The organism is Streptomyces sp. O3 (assembly GCF_054788135.1).
In genome coordinates this window covers 89,151-110,075 of sequence record NZ_JBTVYK010000003.1, presented here as the reverse complement: position 1 = coordinate 110,075, position 20,925 = coordinate 89,151, and the positions used below count along the sequence as shown (strand labels likewise).

At 74.4% G+C, this 20,925-nt stretch carries 10 protein-coding genes; 7 read left to right on the top strand and 3 right to left on the bottom strand.

Annotated elements, in window-relative coordinates; genetic code table 11:
- Position 1 precedes the first annotated feature (1 nt).
- From ACX6XY_RS02935 to ACX6XY_RS02925, 3 genes are read left to right on the top strand one after another with little or no spacing between them, the layout of a single operon-like run.
- Positions 2-10,132 (top strand): amino acid adenylation domain-containing protein, encoded by a 10,131-nt coding sequence (locus ACX6XY_RS02935; RefSeq protein ID WP_460325952.1) that lies wholly within the window; start codon positions 2-4, stop codon positions 10,130-10,132.
- Positions 10,129-11,532, top strand: coding sequence for an MDR family MFS transporter (locus ACX6XY_RS02930; RefSeq protein ID WP_460325950.1), 1,404 nt, complete (start codon positions 10,129-10,131; stop codon positions 11,530-11,532). The genes ACX6XY_RS02935 and ACX6XY_RS02930 overlap by 4 nt, the downstream gene beginning before the upstream one ends.
- Complete coding sequence (locus ACX6XY_RS02925; RefSeq protein ID WP_460325949.1) at positions 11,532-12,647, top strand: 3-deoxy-7-phosphoheptulonate synthase; 1,116 nt, start codon at positions 11,532-11,534, stop codon at positions 12,645-12,647. Before ACX6XY_RS02930 ends, ACX6XY_RS02925 begins: the two co-directional genes overlap by 1 nt.
- Positions 12,648-12,692: 45 nt before the next feature.
- Here the strand turns inward: ACX6XY_RS02925 and ACX6XY_RS02920 are convergent, their stop codons facing one another.
- Positions 12,693-13,244 (bottom strand): ATP-binding protein, encoded by a 552-nt coding sequence (locus ACX6XY_RS02920; RefSeq protein ID WP_460325947.1) that lies wholly within the window; start codon positions 13,242-13,244, stop codon positions 12,693-12,695.
- Between the two features lie 174 nt (positions 13,245-13,418).
- On the opposite strand from ACX6XY_RS02920, the gene ACX6XY_RS02915 reads away from it, so the two are divergent.
- Both ACX6XY_RS02915 and ACX6XY_RS02910 read left to right on the top strand, forming a co-directional pair.
- Positions 13,419-14,249, top strand: a complete 831-nt coding sequence (locus tag ACX6XY_RS02915; protein ID WP_460325945.1) for an enoyl-CoA hydratase family protein — start codon at positions 13,419-13,421, stop codon at positions 14,247-14,249.
- A 2-nt stretch (positions 14,250-14,251) separates the two neighbouring features.
- Positions 14,252-16,540, top strand: a complete 2,289-nt coding sequence (locus tag ACX6XY_RS02910) for a bifunctional salicylyl-CoA 5-hydroxylase/oxidoreductase (protein ID WP_460326127.1) — start codon at positions 14,252-14,254, stop codon at positions 16,538-16,540.
- 40 nt (positions 16,541-16,580) lie between these two features.
- Here the strand turns inward: ACX6XY_RS02910 and ACX6XY_RS02905 are convergent, their stop codons facing one another.
- Together ACX6XY_RS02905 and ACX6XY_RS02900 are read right to left on the bottom strand one after the other, a co-directional pair.
- The gene (locus tag ACX6XY_RS02905; RefSeq protein ID WP_460325943.1) at positions 16,581-17,414 is read right to left on the bottom strand and encodes a PaaX family transcriptional regulator; all 834 of its coding nucleotides are present in this window, start codon (positions 17,412-17,414) and stop codon (positions 16,581-16,583) included.
- 94 nt (positions 17,415-17,508) lie between these two features.
- Positions 17,509-19,209, bottom strand: coding sequence for an AMP-binding protein (locus ACX6XY_RS02900; protein ID WP_460326125.1), 1,701 nt, complete (start codon positions 19,207-19,209; stop codon positions 17,509-17,511).
- Positions 19,210-19,298: 89 nt separating this feature from the next.
- On the opposite strand from ACX6XY_RS02900, the gene ACX6XY_RS02895 reads away from it, so the two are divergent.
- A complete protein-coding gene (locus ACX6XY_RS02895) occupies positions 19,299-20,492 on the top strand; it encodes an acyl-CoA dehydrogenase family protein (RefSeq protein ID WP_460325941.1) in 1,194 nt (397 codons plus the stop codon).
- Positions 20,489-20,887, top strand: coding sequence for a RidA family protein (locus ACX6XY_RS02890; protein WP_460325939.1), 399 nt, complete (start codon positions 20,489-20,491; stop codon positions 20,885-20,887). Before ACX6XY_RS02895 ends, ACX6XY_RS02890 begins: the two co-directional genes overlap by 4 nt.
- Positions 20,888-20,925: the final 38 nt, after the last annotated feature.

Sequence of the window (20,925 nt, the reverse complement as noted above, 5' to 3'; positions counted from 1 at the left end):
GTTGACCACCGCAAGCGTGTCGTCGGACGGCGTGTCAGACCTGGCAGACGTGACAGACGAGTCATCGGACGGGCTGCTCGCGCTGACCGGCGCCCAGACGGGCATCTGGAACGCACAGCGCCTGGAGCCCGACTCGCCCTACTACGTGGTCGGCGACGTGGTGGAGATATCCGGCGACCAGCCGGTCGACATCGACGCGCTGGTCGAAGCGGTCCGGGCGACCACCGAAGAGGCCGAGACCCTGCGGCTGCGCGTGTACGACACCCCCGACGGGCCGCGCCAGGCGGTCAGCGACGAGCCGGTAGAGCCGCCCGAGGTCGTCGACGTCAGCGCCGAGGCCGATCCCGCCGCCGTGGCGGAGGCGCTGGTCCACGCCGAGCGGATGCGACTGGCCGAGGCCTGTCAGGAGATGACGGGCCGGCCGCTGTACGCGCGTACCGTCATCCGGCTGTCCGACCGCGAGGTCTGGTACACCCAGCTCGGCCACCACCTGGTCTTCGACGGCTACACCGCCGCGATGCTGGCCCGCCGCACCGCCGCCCGCTACACCGCCCTGGTGCGCGGCACCGAGCCCCCACGGTCGACGTTCGGCTCCTTCGCCGCCCTCGTCGCCGCCGACCGCGCCTACCGCGACAGCGACCGGTTCGCCGACGACCGCGCGTACTGGGTCGACCGGTTCACCCCGCTGCCCGACGTCGGCGACCTCGGGGACCTGGACACCGCCGCCGGACCGCCAGGACGCACCCTGACCGCCCGCGCCGTCGTCACCCCCGACGAGACGGCCAAGCTGCGCGCGTTCGCCGACCGCGAGGGCGTCACCTGGGGCGAGGCTCTGATCGCCGGGTACGCCGCCTTCCTGCACCGCATGCTGGGCCGCACCGACGTGGTGTTCGCGCTGCCCCTGATGTGCCGTACGGGCTCGACCGAGCTGCGCACCCCGGCCATGGCGGTCAACGTGCTGCCGCTGCGGGTGACCGTGAGCGGCGGGGACGGGCTCGGGGACCTGAGCAGGCGGGTCGCCGCCGCCATGCGGGAGATGCGCGACCACCAGCGGTACCGGGGCGAGGACCTGCCACGCGACCTCGGCGTGCCCGGCGCGGGCGCGCTGCTGCACGGGCGCGGCATCAACCTCAAGGCGTTCGACCTGTCCATCGACTTCGCCGGGGCCACCGGCGTGATGCGCAACGTCGCGGGCGGTCCGCCGGAGGACATGGGTCTGAGCGTGCTGCCGACCCGCGACGGCGGGCTGCTGCTCGGCTTCGAGGTCGACGGCCGCACCAACGACCAGGCCGCCGTCGACGGCAAACTGTCCGCGCTGCGGGCCCTGCTGGCCGGACTGACCGACGGCCTGCCCGTCGGACGGGTCGCCCTGACCGACGACGTGGCGGGGCTCCTCGCCGACTGGGCGCCACCCGCCCTGCCCGGCACACCGGCCGACGTACCGACCGCCTTCGACGCCATGGCCGCCGCCAATCCCGCACACACCGCCCTGGTGTGCGGCGCCGAGCGGCTGACCGCGGCCGAACTGGCGCACCGGGTACACCGGCTGGCGCGCGCCCTGCGGGCCCGCGGCATCGGGCCCGACGACGTCGTCGCGCTGGCCCTGCCGCGCTCGGCCGACCTGGTGACCGCCCTGCTGGCGGTGATGGACGCGGGCGCCGCGTTCCTGCCCCTGGACGCCGCGCACCCGCCCGAGCGGCTGCGCGAACTCCTCGACGACACCCGCCCCGCGCTCGTACTGACCACAGGCACAGGCACGGACGCGGGCCCGGTCGACGGCGTGCCCTGGGACACGCTGCTCGACGAGGCGGCCGGACTGCCCGGCACCCCCCTGACGGCCGACGAACTCGCCGCGCCCCGGCACCCCGAGCACCTCGCCTACGTCATCCACACCTCAGGGTCGACCGGACGCCCCAAGGGCGTACTCGGCCGGGTCGGCGGCCTCGCCGCACTCCTGCACCACCAGCGGTCGACGGTCATCGCCGAGGCCGAACGGGCCCAGGGCCGACGGCTGCGCGCCGCGCACACCTACTCCTTCGCCTTCGACTCCGCGTTCGACCACCTGGTGTGGCTGCTGTGCGGCCACGAACTGCACGTCTACGACGCCGAGACCACCCGCGACGCCGACGCCCTGCTCGCCGCGTACACCCGCGACGGCATCGACATCGTGGACACCACACCGTCGATGGCCGCGCCCCTGATCGACGGCGGCCTGCTGGACCGGCGGCCGACGCTGCTGGTGCTCGGCGGGGAGGCGACACCGCCCGCGCTCTGGCGGCGGGTCGCCGAGTCCGGGGTCACCGCACGCAACATATACGGCCCGACCGAGGCGACCGTGGACAGCACCACCGCCCCGGTCGACGGCGATGAGCCGACGATCGGCCACCCCCTCGCGGGCACCCGGATCTACCTGCTCGACAACGCGCTGCAGCCGGTACCGCACGGCACGGCGGGCGAACTGTACCTGGCGGGACCGCACCTGGCCCGCGGCTACCTCGGCAGGCCGGGAGCGACCGCCGAGCGGTTCGTCGCCGACCCGTTCGGTGCGCCGGGCGAGCGGATGTACCGTACCGGCGACCTGGCCCGCTGGGTGCCGGGACGCGGCCTCGCCTACCTGGGCCGCGGCGACGGGCAGATCAAGATCCGCGGCCACCGGGTGGAGACCGGCGAGGTCGAGGCCGCGCTCGCCGCGGTGCCCGGCGTCACCGCGGCGGCCGTGACGGTCCGGTCGTCCCGGCTGACCGGCTACGTCGTGTCCGCCTCGGCCAGCCCGGACGCCGTACGCGACCACCTGGCCGGGCGGCTGCCCGACCACATGGTCCCCGCGGCCGTGGTGGTGCTGGACGAACTGCCGCTCACCCCCAACGGAAAGCTCGACCGCGCCGCCCTGCCCGCACCCGCCCTGTCCGGCGGCGGCAGGGAGGCGAGCACCGAGCGGGAGCGGCTGCTGTGCGCCGTGCTCGCCGAGGTGTTCGAGGCCGAACAGGTCAGCGTGGACGACGACTTCTTCGCGCTCGGCGGCGACAGCATCACCGCGATCACCGTCAGCAGCAGGCTCCGGGCGAAGGGGATCGAGCTGCGGCCACGGGACCTGCTGGCCCGCCGCAGCTTCGCCGCGCTGGCCGCGTCCGCCGGGCTGGTGGCCGACGTACCCGAGGCGGCGGACGACCCGACAGGGCCCGTACCCGCGCCGCCGATCGTGCGCGGCCTGCTCGACCCGCACCCTGACGTACGCGTCGTCGCCGGGTACGCGCAGTGGACCGCCCTGCGCGTCGACGCGCTCGCCTACGACGAACTGGCGGCAGGCGTACGGGCCGTACTCGACCGGCATGACGCGCTGCGGCTGCGCGTCGGTGACGACGGCCTGGAGATACTGCCGCGTGACGCGGTACGGCCCGCCGTCGGCGAGGTCCACGTCGGCGAGGTCCACGGCGGGCAGGACCGTGAGGCGGGCATACGGCTCGCCGAGCAGGAGCTCGCCCAGCGGCTGGCCGGGGAGCTCGACCCGCTGTCCGGGGACCTGCTGCGGGCGACCCTGGTCCGTACCGGCGACGGCACACCGGACCGGCTGGTCATCGTCGTCCATCACCTCGCCATGGACGGCGTCTCCTGGCGGGTCCTGCTGCCCGACCTGCGTACGGCCTGCGCGGGCGGCGCCCTCGACCCGGTCGGGGCGTCCTGGCGGCGGCACGCCACCCTCCTCGCCGAACAGGGGGAATCCGGCGCGCGACGCCCCGAACTCGCCTACTGGCACACCGCGCTCGACTCCGCGACCCGGCTCGGCGCGAGGCCGCTCGACCAGACCCGCGACACCGTGGCCACCGCCCACCGGTCGGTCACCGTCGCCTCGCCCGAGGTCACCGAAGCCCTGCTCACCACACTGCCCGCCGCGTACCGCGCGGGCGTCGACGAGGTGCTGCTGGCCGCGCTCGCCCTCGCCCTGCGGGACTGGGGCGTGTCCGGTGACGCGCTGACCGTCACGATGGAGGGCCACGGCCGCGAACACCTCGACCTGTCCCGCACGGTCGGCTGGTTCACCAGCGAGTACCCGGTCCGCGTTCCCGCGCTGGGCGATGTGGGACAGCTGCTGCGCGCGGCCAAGGAAGCCAAGCGCGGCGTCCCCGACGGCGGCGTCGGCTACGGCGTCCTGCGCTTCCTCGACCCGGACACGAGCGCCGAGCTGGCGGCCACCCCGCCACCGGACGTCCTGCTCAACTACCTGGGCCGGTTCGCCCCGCTGCCCGGCACCGGATGGCGCCTCCCCGAGCGGGACGCCTTCTCGGTGACCGAGCCCGACGCCAAGGCCCTGGAGCAGGTGCTCGCCCTCAACTGCTTCGTCCACGAGGAGGGCGCGCCCCGGCTCGCCGTCGAGTGGACCGCCGCGACCGAGGTGCTCGGCCCGGACGCCGTAGCGGCCCTGCAAACCGCCTGGACCACGGCCCTGGACGCGCTCGCCGCGCACGCCCCGCACACCACCGGCGGGCTCACCCCGTCCGACCTGCCGCTGGTCGACCTCGACCAGGCCGCCATCGACGCCATCGAACGCACCGGCCGGGTCGACGACGTCCTGCCCGCCACGCCCCTCCAAGTCGGGCTGTCCTTCCACACGCTGGTCCGCGACGACCACGACACCGACGTCTACGTCGTGCAGGCCGTCACGACCCTCGCCGGGGAGCTGGACGAGGACCGGATGGCCGAGGCCGCGCGGGAACTGCTGCGCCGCCACCCCGCGTTGCGCGTCTACCTGGCCCCCGCGGGCGACGACGTCGTCCAGGTGATCCCCGCCGACGTCCTCCTGGACTGGCGGCGCGACGACCGGTTCCCCGAGGCCGCCCGCGCCGAGCTGGAGCGCCCGTTCGATCCGGCCAGGCCGCCGCTGATCCGCTTCCTGCTGTCCCGCGTCGGGCCCGCCGAACACAAGCTGGTGATCACCAACCACCACGCCCTGCTCGACGGCTGGTCGATGCCACTGGTCGGCCGCACCCTGCTGGCCATCTACGCCGAACTCGGCGGCGGCCCGGCGGCCCCCGCCGCCCCGCCGCTGTCGGAGTACTTCCGCTGGCTGGCGGGCCGGGACCGTAAGGCGTCGCTCGACCTGTGGCGGGACGCACTGGCCGGTGTCGACGACGCGACGCGGCTGGCACCCGCCCTCACCAGCACCGGGACTGTCGTGGAGCGGCCCGACCGGGTGACCGTAGGACTCGGGCGGGAGTTCAGCGACCGGCTGCGCGCCTTCGCCCGCGACCAGGGCGTCACTCTGACCACCGTGCTCCAGACCGCCTGGGGCCTGCTCCTCGGCAGGCTCACCGGACGCCGTGACGTCGTGTTCGGCTGCCCGGTGTCCGGGCGGCCCGCCGAAGTCGACGGCGTGGAGGCGATGATCGGCCAGCTCGGCACCACGATCCCGGTGCGCGTCCGGCACACCCAGGACCAGAGCGCGCGGGACCTGATGGCCCAGGTGCACACCGAGAGCGTCGCGCTGGCCGAGCACCATCACGTCGGACTGCCCGAGATCCAGCGGGCGATGGGCGTCGGCGAACTCTTCGACACCATGCTGGTGATGGAGAACTTCCCGCTGTCCAGCCGGAAGCGCACCCCACTCGCCCCCGGCCTCGACCTCGCCGGCGTGGACATCACCGACGCCACGCACTACGCGCTGACCGTGATCGTCATCCCCGACGACGAGATCACCATCGGCCTCGGCTACCAGCCGCACGCCTTCACCGCCCAGACCGTACGGGACTACGGCCGCTGGCTGCACCACCTCCTGCGGGAGCTCACCGACGACCCGGCACGGCCCGCGACCGGCCTGCCCGTCCTCGACTCCGACGAGCGGGAGCGCATGCTGAGCACCGGCGCCGGGGCCGTCCCCGCCCGGGCCCGTGGCCACTGGCTGGACGAGTTCGCGGCCTGGGTGCGCCGCAAGCCCGACGCCGAGGCCCTGGTCTGCCGCGACCGCAGCCTCAGCTACGCCGAACTCGACCGCCAGGCCAACCGCCTCGCCCACGCCCTCATCGCGCACGGGGTGCGGCCACAGGACCCGGTCGCGGTCCTGCTCGGGCGCGACGTCGAGATGACGGTGGCGCTGTTCGGCGTGGCCAAGGCGGGCGCGGTGTACGTACCGCTGGACGCGAGCTACCCGCGCGAGCGGCTGGCGTACATGCTCGACGACATCGCCCCGGCCGCCGCCGTGACCACGAGCGCCGAACTGCCCACCGAGCGGGACATCCCGGTGCTGCGGCTCGACGACCCGGCTACGCTCGCGTCCGTACCCGACACCGACCCGTCCGACGCGCGCGCCCGGCTCACCGATGACGCGCTCGCCTACGTCATCTACACCTCGGGCACCACCGGGCGGCCCAAGGGCGTCGGCGTGACCCACCGGGGCGTACCCGACCTGATCGCGCTCCAGGAGGAGGTCGTCGGGGTCACCGAACACGACCGGTATCTGCACTTCGCGTCGACCAGTTTCGACGTCGCGTTCTGGCAGACCATGGTGCCGCTGCTGTCCGGCGGTACGTCCGTGATCGCACCCGAGGAAGTGCGCGTACCCGGCGACGAACTGCTCGACTACATCGTCGAGCACCGGGTGACCGGCGTGAATCTGCTGCCGTCGTTCCTGGCCGCGATGCCCGACGACCGAACCGTCCACCCCGACGTGTTCTTCGTCGTCGGCGCCGAACGCCTCGACCCCGAGCTGGCACGGCGCTGGGGCGCCGGACGCCGCGCGCTGTTCAACGCCTACGGGCCGACCGAGGTCACCATCAACTCCGTGACCTGGCAGTACGATCCGGACGACACCGGACCGCTGCCGATCGGCCGCCCCGATCCTGGCGTCCGCGCGTATGTGCTCGACGGCGGGCTGCAGCCGGCCGGCACCGGCGTGACGGGGGAGCTGTACCTCGCGGGACCCAGCCTGGCCCGCGGCTACCTGGGCCGCCCCGGACTCACCGCCGCCGCGTTCGTGGCCGATCCGTACGGCCCGCCCGGCGAGCGGATGTACCGCACCGGCGACCTGGTGCGGTGGCGGCCCGACGGGCAGCTGGTGTTCCTCGGCCGCGCCGACCACCAGGTCAAGGTCCGCGGCTTCCGCGTCGAGTTGGGCGAGATCGAGTCCACGCTGACCCGCCACGCCGACGTACGGGCGTCCGCGGTGATCGTGCGCGACGGCAGACTGATCGGCTATGTCATCCCGGCCGACGGCGCCGACCCGGACACCGCGCGGCTGCGCGAGCACCTGGCGGCCGAGCTGCCGGACCACATGGTGCCGACCGCGCTCGTGCCGGTCGACCGGCTGCCGCTGACCCCGGGCGGCAAGCTCGACCCGGACGCGCTGCCCGACCCCGAGACCACCGTGGCCGCGCGGCGCGAGCCCGCCACCGAGGCCGAAGCGGTGCTGCTCGGCGTGTTCCGGGACATCCTGGGCACCGACGCGATCGGCCCCGACGACGACTTCTTCGCGATCGGCGGGGACAGCATCGTGTCGCTGCAAGTGGTGTCGCGGGCCCGCCGCCAGGGCCTCGGCCTGACCGCGCGCGACGTGTTCGAGGGCGCGACGGTCGCCGGGATCGCGGCACGGGCCAGCGCACTCGGCGGCGACGAGGCACCCGCCGTCGGGGACGCGCCCCTGACCCCGATCATGCGCGACCTGCTGCGCCGGGCCACCGGCAGCGCGGCGGACGGGTTCTGCCAGTGGGTGGAGGTCTGCGTACCAGCGGGCGGCGACGAGCCGACCTGGCGGGCGGTACTCGACGCGGTCCTGGCCCGCCACGACGTGCTGCGCGCCCGGCTGGCCGACGACACCCTGCACATCCCGGCGGTCGGCGCGGTGACCTCGGCCGACGTACTGACCTGCGTACGCGCGGGGGAGGGTGCCCCACAGGCGGGTGCCCCGGCCGGCGTGGACGGGCTGCGGGAACTGGTCGACGCCCAAGTCGCCGCCGCCCGCGCGTCGATGGACCCGCGCACCGGGCCGATGCTGCGCGCGGTGTGGGTGGACGCGGGGCCCGACCGGCCGGGCAGGCTGGCGCTGGTCGCCCACCACCTGGTCGTCGACGGGGTGTCCTGGCGCATCCTGCTGGACGACCTGGAGCACGCCTACGCGGGCGGCTCGCTGGCCCGGCACGGCCAGTCGTTCCTCGGCTGGGCGCGTGCGCTGGGCGACGCCGACCGGCGGGCCGAGCTCCCGCACTGGCGGCGCATGACCGCCACACCGGCCCTCGCCCCGCCGCTCGACCCCGCGCGGGACACCGTGGCGACGGCGGCGCACCACGAGATCCGGCTCGACGCCGACGCGACCCGCGCCCTGATCACCACCCTGCCCGCCGCCTACCGCACCACCCCGGACGCCGTGCTGCTCACCGCGCTCGCCCAGGCGGTACGGGCCTGGCGCGGCACGCCCGAACTGCTGGTCGCGCTGGAGAGCCACGGCCGCCCGCCGCAGGTCGACCTGTCCCAGACCGTCGGCTGGTTCACCGCCGTCCACCCCGTACGGCTCGCCGCGGACGACGACGTCAAGGCGGTCAGGGAGCGGCTGCGCGCCCAGGGCGACGGCCTCGGCTACGGCATCCTCACCGCGAGCGGCCAACTCGACCCCGTACAGCCGGAGATCGCCTGGAACTACCTCGGGCAGTTCCCCGGCGCACCGGCGACGGAGACACCGTGGCAGGCGGCGCCGGACGCCGATCCGCTCGGCTCGGGCGGCTCCGACGCGCTGCCGCTGCCGCACAGCCTGATGGTCAACGCCCTGGTGCGCGACGACGCGCTCGGGGTGCGGATCACCTGGCCGTCCGCGCTGTTCACGGCCGACGCGATCGAGGAGCTGGCCGCGCACCTGCGCACCGCGCTGGTCCGTACCGCCGCCGCTCCGGAGGCCAGCGGGCTCGACCGGGACCGCCCGGTCGCCGACGTACAGCCGCTCACCCCGCTCCAGGAGGTGATGCTGCGGCACTCGCGTACCGAGCGCCCCGACCCGTACACCGTGCAGTCGACGTTCTCGCTGGCCGGGCCGCTCGACATCGACGCCCTGCACGCCGCCGGCGGGGATCTGCTGGCCCGGCACCCGAACCTGGGCGCCGTGTTCCCCGCCGATCTGGCGGTGATCCCCCCATCGCCCCGGCCGGACTGCCGCGTGGTCGACGGACCGGCCGACGAGGCGCTGGCCGCCGACCTCGCCGAACCGTTCGACCTCGCCGAGGGACCGCTCATCCGGCTGACCGTGATCCGGCACAGCCCCGAGCGCGCCGACCTGGTCATGACCAGCCATCACGTACTCTCCGACGGCTGGTCGGCGCCGCGCATCCTGACCGAGCTGTTCGCCCTCTACACCGCACGGGTCAGCGGCACCGTCGCGGACCTGCCCGCCCCCGTCCCGTTCGGCGACTATCTGCGCTGGCGCGCCGACCACGAACCGGATCTCGGGGGCTGGGCCGCCGAGTTGGAGGGGCTGCCGGAGGGCGACTACCTGAGCGGCGGCGTCGCCGAGCCAGGACCGGCCTGGCAGGAGCCCACGCTCATCGAGTTCGACGCCGCGCTGGTGGCCGACCTCACCCAGCTCGCCGCGCGGCGCGGCCTGACCCGCAACACGCTGGTGCAGGGCGCCTGGTCGGTGCTGCTCGCGCGGCGCTCCGGCCGCACGGACGTCTGTTTCGGCGCGATGGTCGCCTGCCGTCCCCCGGAGCTGGCCGGCGTCGAGGAGATCATCGGGCTGCTGGCCAACACCGTGCCCGTACGAGCCCGGCTCGCCGGCACACTCGCCGACACGCTCGCCGACCTGCAGGCCAGGCAGCGGGCGCTGGTCGAGCACCAGCACGTCGCCCTGCCCGACCTGGAACAACTCACCGGACGGCACCGGCTGTTCGACAGCCTCGTGGTGTTCGAGAACTACCCGGTCGACCCGGACCGGCTGCGCGAACCCGCCCCCGGACTCACGGTCGTCGGCACCCGCTTCCGTGAGTCCACCCACCACCCGGCGACCCTGACCGTGATGCCGGACGGCGACGGCTGGACCGGCGTCCTGGCGCACCGGGCCGGGGTCGATGTCGAGGGGCTCGCCGAGGAACTGCTCGCCCTGCTGCGGGCCTTGGGCGGCCACCTCGACCACGACGTACGCGAACTCCTGGAGATGCGATGAGTGCCGGGGAAGCCGCGCCACCGGCCGAGCGGATCGACGGCCAGCTGCTGCGGATCGCGTTCATCCTGGTGCTCGGCACCTTCATGGCCACGATCGACGCCACCATCGTCAGCGTCGGAATCGACACGCTGGCGGGCGAGTTCGGCGCGTCCGTCGCCGAGATCCAGTGGGTCAGCACCGCCTACCTGCTGGCCGTCGTCGCGGCCTTGCCCGCGTCCGGCTGGCTGGCCGACCGGTACGGCGGGCGGCGGACCTGGCTCGCCGCCGTGGGGGTGTTCCTGCTCGGCTCGCTGCTGTGCGCGCTGGCCTGGTCGGTGACCAGCCTGGTCGTGTTCCGGGTGGTCCAGGGCCTCGGCGGCGGGCTGCTGCCCGCGACCGGGCAGGCGCTGCTGGCCCGCGTCGCGGGACCCCGGCGCACCGGGCGGGTGATCAGCGTCGTCGCGGTCGTGCCGCTGCTGTCGCCGGTGCTCGGCCCGGTGGTCGGCGGCTCGATCCTCGGGGTCGCGCCCTGGCCCTGGCTGTTCCTGGTCAACCTGCCGATCGGGGTGGTCGCCGCCGTGCTGGCGCGCCGCCATGTGCCCGTGGTGCCGCCGTCGACGCGGCGCACGGCGTTCGACCTGCGGGGCGCCGCCCTGCTCTCGCCGGGCCTGGCCGTGCTGGTGTACGGGCTGACCGAGGTCGCCCACGGCCGTACCGTCCCGGCCGCGGTCGGGGTGGCGGCGGGCCTCGCCATGCTGGCCGCCTTCGTCGTGCACGGGCTGCGGACCCGCCGCACCCCGCTGGTCGACCCCCGGCTGTTCACCCGGCCGCCGCTCGGGGCCGCCGCCCTCGCGCTGGTCGTCCTGGGCGCGTCGGTGTTCGGCACGATGTTCCTGCTGCCGCTGTACTTCCAGACCGGCCGCGACCTGTCGGCCTGGGGGGCCGGGCTGCTGCTCGCCCCCCAGGGCCTCGGCGCGGTCGTCGGGTCGGTCCTGGTGAACCGCACCATCGACAAGGTCGCGCCCCGGACCCTGGTGGTCACCGGCATCGTGCTGATCCTCGCCGGTACCGTCCCGTTCACCCAGCTCGACCACGCGCCCACGGACCTGCTGATCACCTCGGCGCTCGTGGTCCGCGGTGTCGGGATGGCCATGATCGGCGCGCCCGTGATGAACATCGTCTACAGCCGTATCGAGCCCGAACACCTGCCCCGCGCGTCCGGGGCGCTGAACCTGCTCAACACCGTCGGCGGCTCGGTCGGCACCGCGGCCCTCGCCGTGGTGCTCCAGGACCGGCTGGCCGCCCGCGGCCCGGACGTCTCCGCGGCCTTCGCCGACACCTTCTGGTGGGTGGTCGGTTTCTGCCTGCTCGCCGCCGCCGGGGCCACCAGGCTGCCCCGAACCCACGTAGGGAAGTCATGATGCACATCCACCCCACACCGGCCGATCACGCCACCGCCCGCCCGCTGCCCGCACAGTCCGATCGCGCGTTTGCCCGTCCCCTGCCCACGCCAGCCGACCTGGCCACGGCCGACCCGCTGCCCGCACCGGCCGAACTCGCCGCCGCCCACCCCCTGCCCGAGGCGACAGCCGAAGCCGTCGCCGAGCACCGCGACACCGTGGCCGCCGTGCTCGCCCGCCGCGACCCCCGTCTGCTCGTGGTCGTCGGCCCCTGCTCGGTCCACGACACCACCGCCGCACTGGAGTACGCGGCCCTGCTCGCCACCGCCGCCAGGCGCCTCGCCGACGACCTGGTCATCGTCTTCCGCGCCTACCTGGAGAAGCCCCGCACCGTCACCGGCTGGACCGGTCTGCTCGCCGCCCCCACGCTGGACGACGAGGGCGACCTGGCCGCCGGTCTGCACGTCGGCCGGTCCTTCCTGACCGAGGCGGCCGCCACCGGACTGCCCCTCGCGTATGAATTCGTCGACCCGGCCCTCGCCCCGTACGTGGCCGACACGGTGTCCTGGGCGGCCATCGGCGCGCGCACCGTCGCCAGCCAGCCGCACCGCCATCTGGCCTCCTGGCTTCCGATGCCGGTCGGCATGAAGAACTGCGTCTCCGGCGGCACCGACACCGCGATCGCCGCCATCCAGGCCGCCGCCCACCCGCACACGCTGCCCGCCGTGTCGTCCGACGGCCGCCTCACGACCCTGCACAGCACCGGAAACCCCGACGCCCACCTGGTCCTGCGCGGCGGCCCGACCCCCAACTACGACCGGGAGAGCGTCGCGCGCGCCCGCTCGGCCCTCGCGGCGGCCGGACTGCCCCAGCGCATCGTCGTCGACGCCTCGCACGGCAACAGCGGCAAGGACCACAACCGCCAACCGGCCGTCATCGCCGAACTGGCCCAGCAGATCACCGACGGCGATCAGTCGCTGGCGGGCGTCATGATCGAGTCCTATCTGTCCGACGGCGGCCAGTCCCTGGCGGCGGAACCCCTCCGCCCGGACCTCAGCGTCACCGACCCCTGCCTCGGCTGGTCCCGTACCGCCCCGCTGCTCGACGCGCTCGCGCTGGCATCCCGCCGCCGGTGACCGGCGCTCCGGGCCGGGTCGGCCCCGACCGGCGGACGCCGCAGGTCAGGGAACGGCTGGCAGGGAGGCGGCCGTCGCGGGGGCCGTCGGCACGGGAGCGGCCGTCGCGGGGGCCGTCGGCACGGGAGCGGTCGGTACGGGCACGGTCGCCAGGGTGAACCACACCGCCTTGCCCGCCGCGGTGGGGCGGTGCCCGCAGGTCTGGCTCAGGGCACGGATCAGCAGCAGGCCCCGGCCGTGCTCCTGCCAGGGGTCCGGCTGGTCGGCGGAGCAGGAGGCCGACAGGTCACCGGGCGGCGCCGGGTCGGGGTCGTGCACCTCCACCCGGCAGCCGCCCGGCAGCAGCTCGATCACCAGCTCCAGCGGAGCCGCCTGAGGGGTGTGCTCGACGGCGTTCGCCACCAGCTCGGCGGTGAGCAGCTCGGCGGTGTCGCGGTCGGCGACGCCTTCCGCCTCGGCGAGCGCGCTGCGCACCAGCCCGCGGGCCATGGGCACGGCCGCCAGGGTGTGCGGCAGTGCGGTACGCCAAGAGGCGACGGGCGCGGAGGCGGTCGCGGAGGCGGGCGCGGCGAGGGGGGTGGCGGCGATGGGATGCACGGCGGGTCCGTTCGAGGTGCAGGCTGTCCTGCTTTCAACCGTACGAATGGTAGAGCGCCGTCCGTAGAGGCGGTGGTCGGGGTCCCCAGGGACCTCTGACCCGAAGTTATCGCGTACTCCTGACGGCAGTCACAAAGCGGTGATACGTTGCTGTGAGGGAGGTGGCCGCACACCATGAGTCCTTTCACCGGCTCCACGCCCCGCACACCGAAGTGGCAGCACATCCGGTTCACCGTCGACGACACCGGGGTCGCCACCGTCACCCTGGCCAGGCCCGACCGGCTCAACGCGCTGACCTTCGGCGCCTACGCCGATCTGCGCGACCTGCTCGCCGAACTGTCCCGCGAGAAGTCTGTCCGCGCCCTGGTGCTGGCCGGAGAGGGCCGCGGGTTCTGCTCGGGCGGCGACGTGGACGAGATCATCGGCGCGACCCTCGCCATGGACACCTCGCGGCTGCTGGACTTCAACCGGATGACCGGCCAGGTCGTCCGCGCCGTGCGGGAGTGCCCCTTTCCCGTCGTCGCCGCCCTGCACGGGGTCGCCGCGGGCGCGGGCGCGGTGCTCGCCCTGGCCGCCGACTTCCGGATCGCCGACCCGTCGACCCGCTTCAGCTTCCTGTTCACCAAGGTCGGGCTCTCCGGCGGCGACATGGGCGCCGCCTATCTGCTGCCCAGGGTCGTCGGGCTCGGCCACGCCACCCGCCTGCTGATGCTGGGCGAACCGGTACGCGCCGCCGAAGCCGAACGGATCGGCCTGATCAGCGAACTCACCGACGAGGGCCACGCCGACGAACGCGCCGCCGAACTGGCCCGCGGCCTCGCCGAAGGCCCCGCGCTCGCCCTCGCACAGACCAAGGCGCTGCTCACCGCCGAACTGGACATGCCGCTGGCCGCCGCCGTCGAACTGGACGCCGCGACCCAGGCCCTGCTGATGCACGGCGCGGACTACACGGAGTTCCACGCGGCGTTCACCGAGAAGCGCCCGCCCAAGTGGCAGGGCAGATAGCCATGCGGGTCGCGGTCATCGGCGGCGGCCCCGGCGGGCTGTACGCGGCGGCACTCCTCAAGCGCCTGGACCCCGGCCGGGACATCACCGTATGGGAGCGCAACGCCCAGGGCGACACCTTCGGCTTCGGCGTCGTCCTCTCCGACGAGACCCTCGGCGGCATCGAACACGCCGACCCCGTCGTCTACGCGGCACTCCAGGAGGAGTTCGTACGCTGGGACGACATCGACATCGTGCACCGCGGGCACCGGCATACCTCGGGCGGCCACGGCTTCGCCGCACTCGGCCGCCGCCGCCTCCTGGCGATCCTGCACGCGCGCTGCCGCGACCTCGGCGTCGGCCTCCGCTTCCGCGCCGAAGCGCCGCCCGCGGCCGAACTCGCCGCCGCGTACGACCTGGTGATCGCCGCGGACGGCGTGCACAGCGCCACCCGCGCGGCACACGCCGACGCCTTCGGGCCGCACATCGAGGAACACCGCTGCCGCTATATTTGGCTGGCCGCCGACTTCGCCTTCGACGCCTTCCGTTTCGAGATCGCCGAGACCGAGCACGGCGTCATGCAACTGCACGGCTATCCGTACTCCGCCGCCGAGTCCACCGTCATCATCGAGATGCGCGACGAGGTGTGGCGGTCCGCGGGCTTCGCGGACCTGGACGAGAGCGAGTCGGCCGAGCGCTGCGCCAAGATCTTCGCCGACGCGCTCGGCGGCCGCACCCTCAGGTCGAACACCTCACGGACCCACGCGACCAAGCCGGCAGGAGCCAGCTGGCTCACCTTCCGCACGGTCGTCAACGACCACTGGTCACACGGCCGCACGGTGCTGCTCGGCGACGCCGCGCACACCGCGCACTTCTCCATCGGCTCCGGCACCAAGCTCGCCGTCGAGGACGCTCTGGCGCTCGCCGCCTGCATCGAGGAGCGGCCCACTCTGCCGGACGCGCTCGCCGCCTACGAGGCCGAGCGCCGCCCCGTCGTCGCCTCGACCCAGCGCGCCGCACGCGCCAGCCTCCAGTGGTTCGAGGAGATCGCGCGCTACACCGACCAGCCGCCCCGGCAGTTCGCCTTCAACCTGCTCACCCGCAGCCGCCGCGTCACCCACGGCAACCTGCGGCTGCGCGACGCCGCCTTCACCGAGTCGGTGGAGCGCGAGTTCGGCTGCCCCGCCGGTACGCCACCGATGTTCACCCCCTTCTCGCTGCGCGGACTGACCCTGCGCAACCGCGTCGTGGTGTCTCCCATGGACATGTACTCCGCCGTCGACGGTGTGCCGGGCGACTTCCACCTCGTCCATCTCGGCGCCCGCGCGCTCGGCGGCGCGGGCCTGGTCATGACCGAGATGGTCTGCGTCAGCCCCGAAGGCCGCATCACACCGGGCTGCGCCGGTCTCTACACCCCCGAACAGGCCGACGTCTGGAGCCGCGTCGCGGACTTCGTGCACACCCAGGCGCCGGGCGCCGCCATCGGCGTCCAGCTGGGCCACTCGGGCCGCAAGGGCTCGACCCGCCTGATGTGGGACGGCATCGACGAGCCGCTGCCGGACGGCAACTGGCCGCTGGCCGCCGCGTCCTCCCTCTCGTACAAGCCGGGCAGCCAGACCCCGCACGAGCTGACCCGCGACGGGCTCGACGCGATCCGCGAGCAGTTCACGGCCGCGGCCTGGCGGGCCGCCCGCTGCGACTTCGACCTCCTCGAACTGCACTGCGCCCACGGCTATCTGCTGTCCGGATTCCTCTCCCCGCTGACTAACCAACGCACCGACGCGTACGGAGGTTCCCTCGCGGCCCGGCTGCGCTTCCCGCTGGAGGTGTTCGACGCCGTACGGGCCGTCTGGCCGGACCACAAGCCGATGACGGTCCGCATCTCCGCCACCGACTGGGCCGACGGCGGGACGACGGCCGAGGACGCCGTGCAGATCGCACGGGCCTTCGCCGCGCACGGCGCGGACGCGATCGACGTCTCGACCGGACAGGTCGTCGCCGACGAGCGGCCCGCCTTCGGACGCTCGTACCAGACGCCGTTCGCCGACCGGATCCGCAACGAGACCGGCATCCCGGTGATCGCGGTCGGCGCGATCTCCTCCTGGGACGACGTCAACTCCCTGATCCTGGCGGGCCGCACCGACCTGTGCGCGCTGGCCAGGCCGCACCTGTACGACCCGCACTGGACCCTGCACGCGGCGGCCGAACAGGGCTATCCGGGCGTCGACTGGCCACGGCCGTACCGGGCGGGCAGCAGGCCCCCGCAGACCGGCCGCACGGACGCCCCGAAGCCGCGCCTCACCCTGGACTGACCCGCCGTCACTCCGCACCTCACCCCGGACCGACCCGCGATCACCCCGCCGTGCGCCGCACGAACCCCGCGCCCGCGTCCCGCAGCCGCGCGTGCAGCCGCGCGAAGACCTCGGCCGAACGCTCACCCGGCCACCCGCGCGGCAGCAGCTCGGCGGGCAGCCCCGGATCGGCGTACGGCAGCCGCCGCCAGGAGTCCAGGGCCAGCAGATAGTCCCGGTAGGCGTGCTCGGCCGGGGTGTCGGCGCGGGCGTCCCAGGAGCGCAGCACCGGCTCCTGGGCGGCGAGGAACCGTTCGTGCAGCCCGGCGATGGCCGCCAGGTCCCACCAGCGCGCCACCGCGTCCACGGTCGCCGCGAACCCCTGGTGCGCGCCGGTGAACAGGTCGACGTACGGATCGAGTCGCAGCCGCCGCAGCGTGTGCCGGGTCTCGTCGAACAGCCGGGCGGGCGCGATCCACACACCGGGCGCGGCCGTGCCGAAACCGAGCCCGGACAGCCGAGAGCGCAGGATGTGCCGCTTGCTGCGCTCGGACTCCGGGACCGAGAACACGGCGAGCACCCAGCCGTCGTCGAGCCGCGGCCGCGCGCCGGAGCGGATCTCGGAGTAGATCCGCCGGTCGCCGTCGTCCAGGAGCTGGCGGGCGTCGTCCGACAGCGCGTACCCGGCCGCGCCCCGCTCGGTACGCTCCGGGACCAGCAGCCCGCGCCGCTTGAGCCGGGACACCGACGACCGCACCGACGGCGCGTCCACGCCGACTGCCGCGAGCAGCCGGATCAGCTGCGCCACCGGCGTGGGCATGGGCGCGGGCGCACGGCGGCCGTACGCGCCGTAGTAGGTGACGATCAGGGATCGCGGAGTGTGCTGGTCTGCCACGCGCTCACTCTAGATCGCCAGGCGAGCACCGCCGCAGCTCGCCCGACCCCCTGGCCTCGGCCCCCTGGCCCCGACCCCCTGGCCCCGGCCCCCGTCACCCGGACTCCCGCAGCCGGAACCGTTGCAGCTTGCCCGTCGGCGTACGCGGCAGGGCGTCCGGGAACACGATCTCGCGCGGGCACTTGTACGGCGCCAGCTCGGCCTTGACGAAGTCGCGCAGCGCCGCCGCCGCGGCGTCGGTCCGCTCCCGTCCGTCCCGCAGGACCACATGCGCCACCACGACCTGTCCGCGCCGCTCGTCCGGACGGCCGACCACCGCGGCCTCGCGTACGTCGGGGTGGCGCAGCAGCGCCTCCTCGACCTCGGGGCCCGCGATGTTGTACCCGGCCGAGATGATCATGTCGTCCGCGCGGGCCACATAGCGGAAGTAGCCGTCCGGTTCGCGTACGTAGGTGTCGCCGGTGATGTTCCAGCCGTCGCGCACGTACTCCGACTGCCGCGCGTCGGCGAGATAGCGGCAGCCGACCGGGCCGCGCACCGCGAGCAGCCCCGGCTCCCCGTCCGGCACCGGCTCGCCCTTGGCGTCCACGACCCGCGCCTGCCAGCCCGGCACCGGGACCCCGGTCGTGCCGGGGCGGATGGCGTCGTCGGCCGCGGCGATGAAGATGTGCAGCAGTTCGGTGGCGCCGATGCCGTTGATGATCCGCTGCCCGGTCCGCCGCCGCCAGGCCTCCCAGGTGGCGGCGGGCAGGTTCTCGCCCGCGGACACGCAGCGACGCAGGCTGGAGACGTCGTACGGGCCGGACTCTCGCGCATCGGACGCGTCGGACGCATCAGAGGCATCAGAGGCATCGGGCGTATCAGACGCGTCGGACGCTTCGAGCTCGTCGAGCATCGCGCGGTACGCGGTCGGCGCGGTGAAGACCACCGACACCCGGTGCTCGGCGATCGCGGGCAGCAACTGCTTGGGGCCCGCCTGCTCCAGCAGCAGCGCACAGGCGCCCGCCCGCAGCGGGAAGACCACGAGCCCGCCGAGCCCGAAGGTGAAGCCGAGCGGCGGACTGCCCGCGAAGACGTCGTCCGGCTCCGGCCGCAGCACATGCCGCGAGAAGGTGTCGGCGATGGCCAGCACATCGCGGTGGAAGTGCATACAGCCCTTGGGCCGCCCGGTGGTCCCGCTGGTGAACGCGATCAGCGCGACGTCGTCGGCCGCGGTGTCCACGGGCGTGAACGGCTCGGGCCGCCGCGCGGCCAGCGCCCCCAGGTCCTCGGGGCCTTCGCCCCCGAAGGTGGTGACGCGCAGCCCCGGCACGGCCGCCTTCGTCAGGTCGTCCACGGCGCGTACGTCGCACAGCGCGTGCCGCACGCGCGCGATCTCGCAGACCGTGGCCAGCTCGGCGGCGCGCTGCTGGGCCAGCACGGTGACCGCGACGGCCCCCGCCTTCAGCACCGCGAGCCAGCAGGCCGCCAGCCGCGCCGTGGTCGGCCCGCGCAGCAGCACCCGGTTACCGGGCACCACGCCCAGGTCGGCGGTGAGCACCTGGGCGATCCGGTCGACCTCGTCGCGCAGCCGACCGTACGACCACTGCTCGCCGGACGCGGTACGGAAGGCGGCGCGGTCCGCGCCGAACTGGTCCACCGTGCGGTCCAGGAGCTCCGCGCCGCAGTTCAGCCGGTCCGGATAGGCCAGTTCGGGCAGTTCGAAGACCAGCCTGGGCCAGTGTTCCGCTGGCGGCAGATGGTCTCGGGGGAACGTGTCGGCGTGCGCGGAGACAGTGAGGGGTGTCAGCTCCATGGTCCGCCCCTTGGGTGTGGTGGGGTCGCCCATCGAGCGTATCGTCATAGTGACGGCAGTCAACAGTTCGCGATACGGAGGGGGTGCCCATGTCGGCATTCGCACTGGAACCGGACGAGCGGGCCTGGTGCGGGGAACTGCGCGCCCTGGCCGCCGAACGCCTGCGTCCGCTGGCCGAGCGGGGCGAACCCGGACGGCTCAACCGCCCGCTGGTGCGGGCGCTCGGTGAACTGGGCCTGCTGTCCAGGCTCTTCACCTCCCCGTCGCTCGCCCTGTGCCTGATGCGCGAGTCACTCGCGTACGCCTGTACGGAGGCCGAGACCGCGCTCGCCCTCCAGGGTCTCGGGGCTCACCCGGTGCACGCGCACGGCACGCCCGAGCAGCGCGAGCGCTGGCTGCCGGGGGTCACGGCGGGCCGCGAGGTGGCCGCGTTCGCGCTCAGCGAGCCGGGCGCGGGCTCGGACGCGGCGGCCCTGGCGCTGACGGCGGAGCCGGATGGGGCCTCCGGCTGGCGGCTGACGGGCGAGAAGTCCTGGATCTCCAACGCCCCCGAGGCCGACTTCTACACCGTCTTCGCCCGTACGACCCCCGGCGCGGGGGCCCGCGGCGTCACCGCCTTCCTGGTCCCGGCCGACCGGCCGGGGCTGACCGGCACGGCCCTGGAGATGCTCTCGCCGCACCCCATCGGCGCGCTCGCCTTCGACGCGGTCCCGGTCACCCGCGCGGACCTGCTGGGCGAGCCGGGGCGGGGCTTCGGGGTCGCGATGGGCACCCTCAACCTCTTCCGCCCGAGCGTGGGGGCCTTCGCGGTCGGCATGGCCCAGGCGGCGCTGGACGCGACGCTCGCGTACACGGCGCGGCGGCGCGCCTTCGGCGGCCCGCTGAAGGACCTTCAGACGGTCGCCCATCAGGTCGCGGACCTCGCCGCCCGCACCGAGGCCGCCCGCCTGCTGGTGTACGCCGCGGCCGCCGCGTACGACCGTGGCGAGGACGACGTACCCAGGCGGGCGGCGATGGCGAAGCTGCTGGCGACCGAGACCGCGCAGCAGGTGGTGGACGCGGCGGTGCAACTGCACGGCGCCCGCGCCCTGCAACGCGGCCACCTGCTCGAACACCTCTACCGGGAGGTCAGAGCGCCACGCATCTACGAGGGCGCGACCGAGGTCCAGCGCGCCATCATCGCGAAGGACCTGTACGCGGGAGAGTCGACGCAACCGACGCAACCGACGCAATCGACACAGCCGACACAGCCGGCGCCGACCACGAAGGAGCCGTCCGCATGAGCCTGGAGCGCGTCAACCCCGCCGAACTCTCCCCGCCCACCGGCTTCTCGCACGCCGTCACGGCGACCGGGTCGCGCCTGGTCTTCCTCGCGGGCCAGACCGCGCTCGACGCCGAGGGCAAGGTCGTCGGCGAGACCCTGCCCGAGCAGTTCGAGACGGCGCTCACCAACCTGCTCACGGCCCTGGCGGCCGCGGGCGGAACCCCGGAGGACCTCGCCCGCGTCACCGTCTACGCCACCGACGTCGCCGACTACCGCGCCCACGCCCCCGAGCTGGGCCGGGTCTGGCGCCGGTTGGCGGGCCGCGACTACCCCGCGATGGCGGTGATCGGCGCGGTCCGCCTCTGGGACATCCGGGCTCTGGTGGAGCTGGACGGGGTGGCGGTGCTGCCCTAGACCGCCAGACCGCCTTCGGCGTGCGCTGCGTCACACAG